General features: G+C 59.1%; 2 protein-coding genes. Both read left to right on the top strand.

The window, feature by feature from the left end:
- Positions 1-2,926: SDR family NAD(P)-dependent oxidoreductase (locus QOC89_RS04500; RefSeq protein ID WP_323043925.1), on the top strand; the 2,926-nt coding region annotated here is incomplete at its 5' end.
- Positions 2,923-6,567 (top strand): MupA/Atu3671 family FMN-dependent luciferase-like monooxygenase (locus QOC89_RS04495; RefSeq protein WP_323043924.1); only part of this gene is annotated, 3,645 nt, incomplete at its 3' end. The genes QOC89_RS04500 and QOC89_RS04495, both read left to right, overlap by 4 nt.

The following is a 6,567-nucleotide window of genomic DNA, read 5'->3' as shown; positions in this document are numbered from 1 at the left end:
CGGTCGACCGGAAATTGAAAATCTGCTGTATCGCATGGAGTATCCCGAGAAGCCGTTGTTGACCGACCGGCTGACTTCACCAGACGAGATCTTTCGCATTCTGACGGAAACCGCGCTCCAACTCGGCACGGATCCGGAGTTGCGGTTGTTCGGCGCACTACGGGCGGAATTGGAACAATTGAGTGTGGTGTATGTGGTCGAGGCATTCCGGAAGCTGGGTTGTCGTTTTGAACCTTCTCAACGACTTGACGCGGAACAATGGGGGATTCAGGAGAAGTACCTGCGCTTGCTGAACCGCCTGTTGACAATCCTCGCAGAGGCTCGAATCCTCGAGAAAACAGCCGAAAGCTGGATTGTTATTCGTGATCCGGATTTGCCCGACGCGCAGACGTTGCGGCGAGATCTGATGGTCCGCTATCCATGTGGAAAGGCCGAGCTGAACTTATTGGGCCACTGTGGTCCTCATTTGGCGAATGTATTGCTGGGGCAAACCGACCCACTCGAATTGCTCTTTCCGGGCGGAAAAATCGATGCGGTGCAGGCCGTCTACGAGACGTCGCCGGGAGCTCGGGCGATGAACCAGTTGCTCGTTGCCGTCCTGAAGCACGCCCAAGTCGCCGGAAAAAGCTCGGAACCGTTGCGCGTGCTCGAGGTGGGTGGAGGCACTGGAGGGGCGACAGCACACTTACTGCCTTATGCGGACGGCAGCGCTGTCCGCTACGTTTTCACCGACGTGTCGCCAACGTTCGTTGCGCAAACCGCAGAGCGTTTCCGCGACAACGCATTCTTCGAGGCGCGTGAGTTCGATCTGGAGCAGGCCCCGGACGAGCAGCAATTGCCGCCCGGCTATTGCGACATCGTTGTGGCAGCCAATGTACTGCACGCCACGCGAGACCTGAGCGTTTCTTTAAGGCATATCCATCAGGTACTTTCTCCTGGCGGCATGCTCGTCCTCCTCGAGGGCACCGGCATGGAGCGATGGGTGGATCTGACTTTCGGCCTGAGCGAAGGATGGTGGCGTTTTGCCGATACGGAGTTACGCGCGGACTATCCGCTACTTGCTGCCGAAGACTGGCTGAGCCTCCTCGAGGCCAACGGGTTCGAGTTGGCCCGAGCTGTCGGTATTCCCGCCGTTGGCGGATCGGCGTCCGGCCAGCGCGTCATCTTCGCCCGTCGTAAGCCGGAAACTGCGGGGGACGGGAAGTGGCTGATCTACGCAGATCACGCAGGCGTCGGTCAGCAACTGGCGCAACGTCTGGAGCAACAGGGAGAACATTGCGATGTAGTGTCGCGGGCGCAGATGACATGCCATTCCCTGGTGGGCAGCGATTATCGAGGTGCGATTTACTTGCGCAATCTCGACGCGAAGGCGCACGAAGATCTGACGCCGGGATGCGGTGATGCGTTGGCCTGGCTTCACGCTGTCCATCATTCCGGCAGCGGTGAAGCGGCACCGGTCTGGTGGGTCACTTGCGCGGCAACTGCAGCAGCGGGGCGTTCGACGTTCATCCCTGTCCAGGCCGCATTGGCCGGTATCGGCAGAACCATCGCAAGCGAACATCCAGAGCTGCGGCTGCGCCAGGTGGATCTGGCTGATCCAGCAACCGATATGACTGCACTGGTGAGCGAGATACTCGAAGGCGACAACGAACCCGTCGTTAGCTTGAGCGGACAACGTCGATATGTTGGCCGCCTTGATCGACATCCTCGTCTGCGCCGAACAGAGGTTGCCGCCCGGGTAAGACCCGATGGCGCTTATCTGGTGACCGGCGGTTTGGGCGGCCTCGGCATGTGCACCGCGCAATGGTTGATTGGACAAGGTGCCCGGCACATCGCCCTGATGAGTCGAAGCCGGCCCAGCGTGGACGTTAGGAATACGCTAGAAAGGTTTCGTGCCCAAGGCATCAACTTGACCGTTCATCAGGCCGATGTGACCGAGCCGCGGCAAGTCGCGCATGTTCTCAACGAGATTCGTACCGGGGGAGTACCGCTGCGCGGCGTGTTCCATGCGGCCGGTGTGCTCGAAGACACCATCTTGTTGAACCAGTCCGTGGAGCGCCTGCTAAGCGTAATGGCCGCAAAGGCCGACGGTTCCTGGATTCTCCATGAGTTAACGCTCGACCAGCCGTTGGATTTCTTCGTGCTGTACTCGTCGATTGCATCGCTGCTGGGTTCTGCGGGGCAGGGCAGCCATGTAGCCGGCAATGCTTTTCTCGACGCGCTCGCGCATTCGCGGCGCACTCAGGGCTTGCGTGCGACGACGATCAACTGGGGGCAGTGGGGTGAGATAGGCTCGGCTGCGCAAGGGAACTGGAGCGACCGTGGGATCTCTCCGCTCCCGCCCGAAACGGCTATCGCGGCACTGGAAAAAGTGTTGGGCGCTGATACGACCCAGGCCGGGGTATTGGCAGCCGATTGGCCAACATTCTTTACGCAGTGGCGGGACGGCAGCGAGCCGCCCGAGTTGTTTTCCCGCTTGCGGAAGAAACGCAAAGCGGCTTCTGGATTGCTGGTCGTCTCACGGCAAGTCGATACCTCGAATATTGACGGAGCAGTGCTGGAGATCGTCGCGTCGGTACTCGGGTTTCCGGCCGCGCAAGCAGTGTCAATCGATCCCCAACGCCCCCTGGTCGACGAAGGCCTCGACTCACTCTCGGCTTTGCAACTGACCCGCCACCTGAAAAGCCGTTTTGGAATCGACGTTCCTGCATTGCGACTGATCGATGGCATGAGCGCGTCGCAACTGAGCGTGCTGATTGGGGCTGAACCTGGTCTTGGCGAAATGCAGGCGCAGACCACGACATTACCCGATACGTCTCCCGCTGCGGCCCGAAATCCAGCGAACCTCGATCTCGACCGGCTGACGGACGAGCGCGTGGACGACATGTTGAAAGAACTGCCGCAACACCCTCGGGGATGGCAATGAGCGATCGGCCTATCGATACCGCAATCGACCTCGCCGGGCTTTCGTCCACAGCGAAGCGGGCGCCACCTGAGTGCGTGCCACGCGAGCAGGCACAGCAGGTCCGGACCATTTTTCCTCTGTCGTACACTCAGCGCGGACTGTGGACCGTTCATCAGGATAATCCCGACGGGGCCGCATATCATGTCGCGTTTGCGATCCGTGTCTTTTCGCACGTCAGCATTGCAGCGCTGCGAAAGGCAATTCAGTCGCTGGTGGATCGTCATCCCGCGCTCCGTACTACGTTCACTTTGCAAAACGGCGAGCCAGTCCAGGTGATTCACGCCGCGCAGGAGGTCGCTTTCGAAGAGCGGGCGGTCGATGGCAAAACCGTTGACGCTGAAGTTCGCCGCGATTACGAGCGCCCATTCGATCTGGAAGCCGGCCCGCTGATGAGGGCCACGCTGTTTCGTATCGAGCCGGAACGAAGCGTATTGATCATCAATATTCACCATCTGGTGTTCGACGGCTGGTCTTTATGGATACTGCTGAGTGAACTTGGCGAACTCTACGAAGCAGCAAGCGGCGATCGAAAACTGCCACTGCAGCAGATTCAGCACACTTACGAAGACTTTGTGCGCTGGCAGGCGGATCTGCTTGAAAGCGAACGCGGGCAGCAGCTTTGGAACTTCTGGCGCGAACGGCTGAGTGGTGAACTGCCGCCCCTCGATCTGCCGACGGATCACCCGAGGCGCATGGTGCGCGCGACGCGCGCATCGACGCATCTATTTGATCTGCCCTTAGGTCTTACCGACGAATGGAAGCGGTTTTCCCGGCAGGAAAGTTGCACACCGTTTCATACGCTGCTGGCCGCATGGAGTGTCCTGCTGTATCGCTACACAGGGCAGACGGATATCGTTATCGGCGTGCCGATGACTGGCACAGCGCGAGGCCTTGACGCCTTCAACCGCGTGGTGGGCTGTTTCGTCAACCCGGTGCCGGTGCGCATCGACCTTTCCGGAAATCCGGGTTTTCGAGTGTTGCTAGCGCGTGCGCGTAGCGCATTGCTCGGAGCACTCGAGCACCAGGACTATCCGTTTGCGCTGCTGGTTGAAAAGCTGAAGATCGCGCGTAATCACGGTCGGTCGCCGGTATTCCAGGTTGCCATGATTTATCAGAAGCCTCAAGCCGACAATCGGCTGCTGGACTTGCTGGTACCCTCTGCCGCCCAGCGCCGCGTCAATCTCGGTGGGCTGCTCGTTGAGCCGTATCAATTGGCCCAACAGGAAGGTCAGTTCGATATCACGCTCGAAGTACTGGAGTGCGAAGGACTGGTTTTCGCATTGAAATACGATCGTGATCTGTTCGAACCGGCGACCGTGGAACGCCTCGCCCGGCATTATCGGACTTTGCTGGAATCCATACTCGACGATGCCGACAAGCCCATTGGCGAGTTGACCATTCTGCCTGCACAAGAGCTGCTTGCATTGCTGGCGGACACCCACCTCACTGCTGCGGATTTTCAGCGCGAGCAGTGCGTGCATCAAATTTACGAAGCCCGCGCGACGCGTGTACCCGATGCGATTGCGCTGGTCTGCGGCAACCTGGAAATTACGTTTGGCGAGTTGAATGCACGAGCGAACGGCCTGGCCCGGCAGTTGGAGAGTCTTGGCGTGCGGCCCGACGTTCCTGTCGGGATTTGCGCTTCGCGCTCGATAGAGATGGTGACAGGCATGCTGGCAATCCTGAAGGCGGGCGGGGCCTACGTTCCGCTCGACCCTTCGTTTCCGGAGGACCGGCTGGCCTGGATGATCGAAGACTCAGGCATACGCATCGTATTGACCGAATCGGCATTGCAGCAGCAAGTGCGGGATTGTGGCGCCAGTATCGTTCTGCTGGGCGGGCATACCTTCGGGGAAGAGCTCGACACCGACGTCCAACCTTCCCATTTGGCCTACGTGATTTATACCTCCGGCTCAACCGGGCGTCCGAAAGGTGTCATGGTGGAACACCGGCAAATATCCAATTTCTTTTCGGCAATGGACGCACGCCTGGAGTACACGCAGTCCGCCACGTTCCTCGCGATAACGACGATTTGCTTCGACATTTCCGTGTTGGAGATCTTTTGGGCGTTGACGCGTGGCTTCAAGGTCGTATTGCAGGGCGACGCGGGCAGCTATTTTTCGAAAGCTTCAGAAATGGCGGCCAAGCCGCTCGAATTCAGTCTCTTTTATTTTGCCAATGACGGCGCTGGGCCAGCGCGGGATCGTTACCGCTTGCTGCTGGAGGGAGCGAAGTTTGCCGATACGCATGGTTTCTCGGCTGTCTGGACGCCCGAGCGGCATTTCCACTCATTCGGCGGCCTTTATCCGAACCCTTCGGTGGCTGGTGCGGCCCTTGCGGCCGTGACCGAACGAATACACATTCGCGCCGGGAGCGTTGTGTTGCCACTGCATTCGCCGATCAGGGTCGCCGAAGAATGGTCTGTGGTCGATAACCTGTCGGACGGCCGCGTCGGGCTGTCGTTCGCCAGCGGATGGAATAGCAATGATTTCGTACTTGCCCCGCAGAACTATGAACACCGAAAAACGGCGTTGACCGCAGGCATCGAGACGGTACGGCGTTTGTGGCGCGGTGAAACGCTTGAATTTCCCGACCATCGCGGCGACGCGATTGCGGTCCAGACGTCGCCCAGGCCAATACAGACGGAATTGCCGTTCTGGCTCACTTCGGCGGGAGACCCCGACATGATCCGGAATGCCGGCCGGATCGGCGCCAACCTCTTGACCCACCTTCTGGGGCAAAGTTTCGAGCAGCTTGAAAAGAGCATTGCATTGTATCGCCAGGCACGGCGCGAGGCCGGTCATCCCGGAGATGGGCACGTTACGCTGATGCTTCATACTTTCGTCGGCACCGATCCGGACGCCGTCAGAGAGACCGTCCGCAAGCCATTTTGCGACTACCTGCGAAGCTCCACGGGCTTGATGAGCAATATGGCAAGGAGCGCCGGCATTGATGCGACGCTGGAGCAATTCAGCGAGGGCGACTGGGATGCCCTCTTGTCGCGTGCGTTCGATCGATATTTCGGCAGCAGCGGATTGTTCGGTACACCTCATGGTTGCGTGGAAGTCGTTGATAAATTGCAACGGCTGGGTGTCGACGAACTTGCCTGTCTGATCGATTTCGGGGTGGATGGCGATGTCGTGCTTGGCAACCTGACACATCTCGATGATCTGCGCAGGCTCGTGAACGAGCGATCCGTTGCGAAATGCGACAGGTTTTCAATCGCGGCGCACATCCGCAGGCACGGTGTCACGCATCTTCAATGCACGCCTTCCCTTGCGCGCATGATGCTTGCCGATCCTGAAACGCGCGAAGCATTCAAGACGCTCGAGATTCTTCTGGTTGGCGGAGAACCATTGCCGATCGATCTGGCGCGTTCGTTGCGTGAGGCCGTCGGCGGTCGCGTTTTCAATATGTACGGCCCGACCGAAACAACGATCTGGTCGTCCGTCTGGGATTTATCGAATCTTGAAGATCGGGTAAGCGTCGGCACGCCAATCGCCAATACTCAGTTTTACGTCTTGAGCGAACACGGTCAGTTGGCACCAACCGGCGTGCCCGGCGAATTGCATATCGGCGGTGAGGCTGTTGCGCGGGGTTAT

Origin of the sequence: Paraburkholderia sp., from assembly GCF_034668105.1 — a bacterium.
GTDB lineage: Bacteria > Pseudomonadota > Gammaproteobacteria > Burkholderiales > Burkholderiaceae > Paraburkholderia.
The sequence above is the reverse complement of the archived record's forward strand: the minus strand, read 5'-3'. Positions and strand labels throughout refer to the sequence as shown.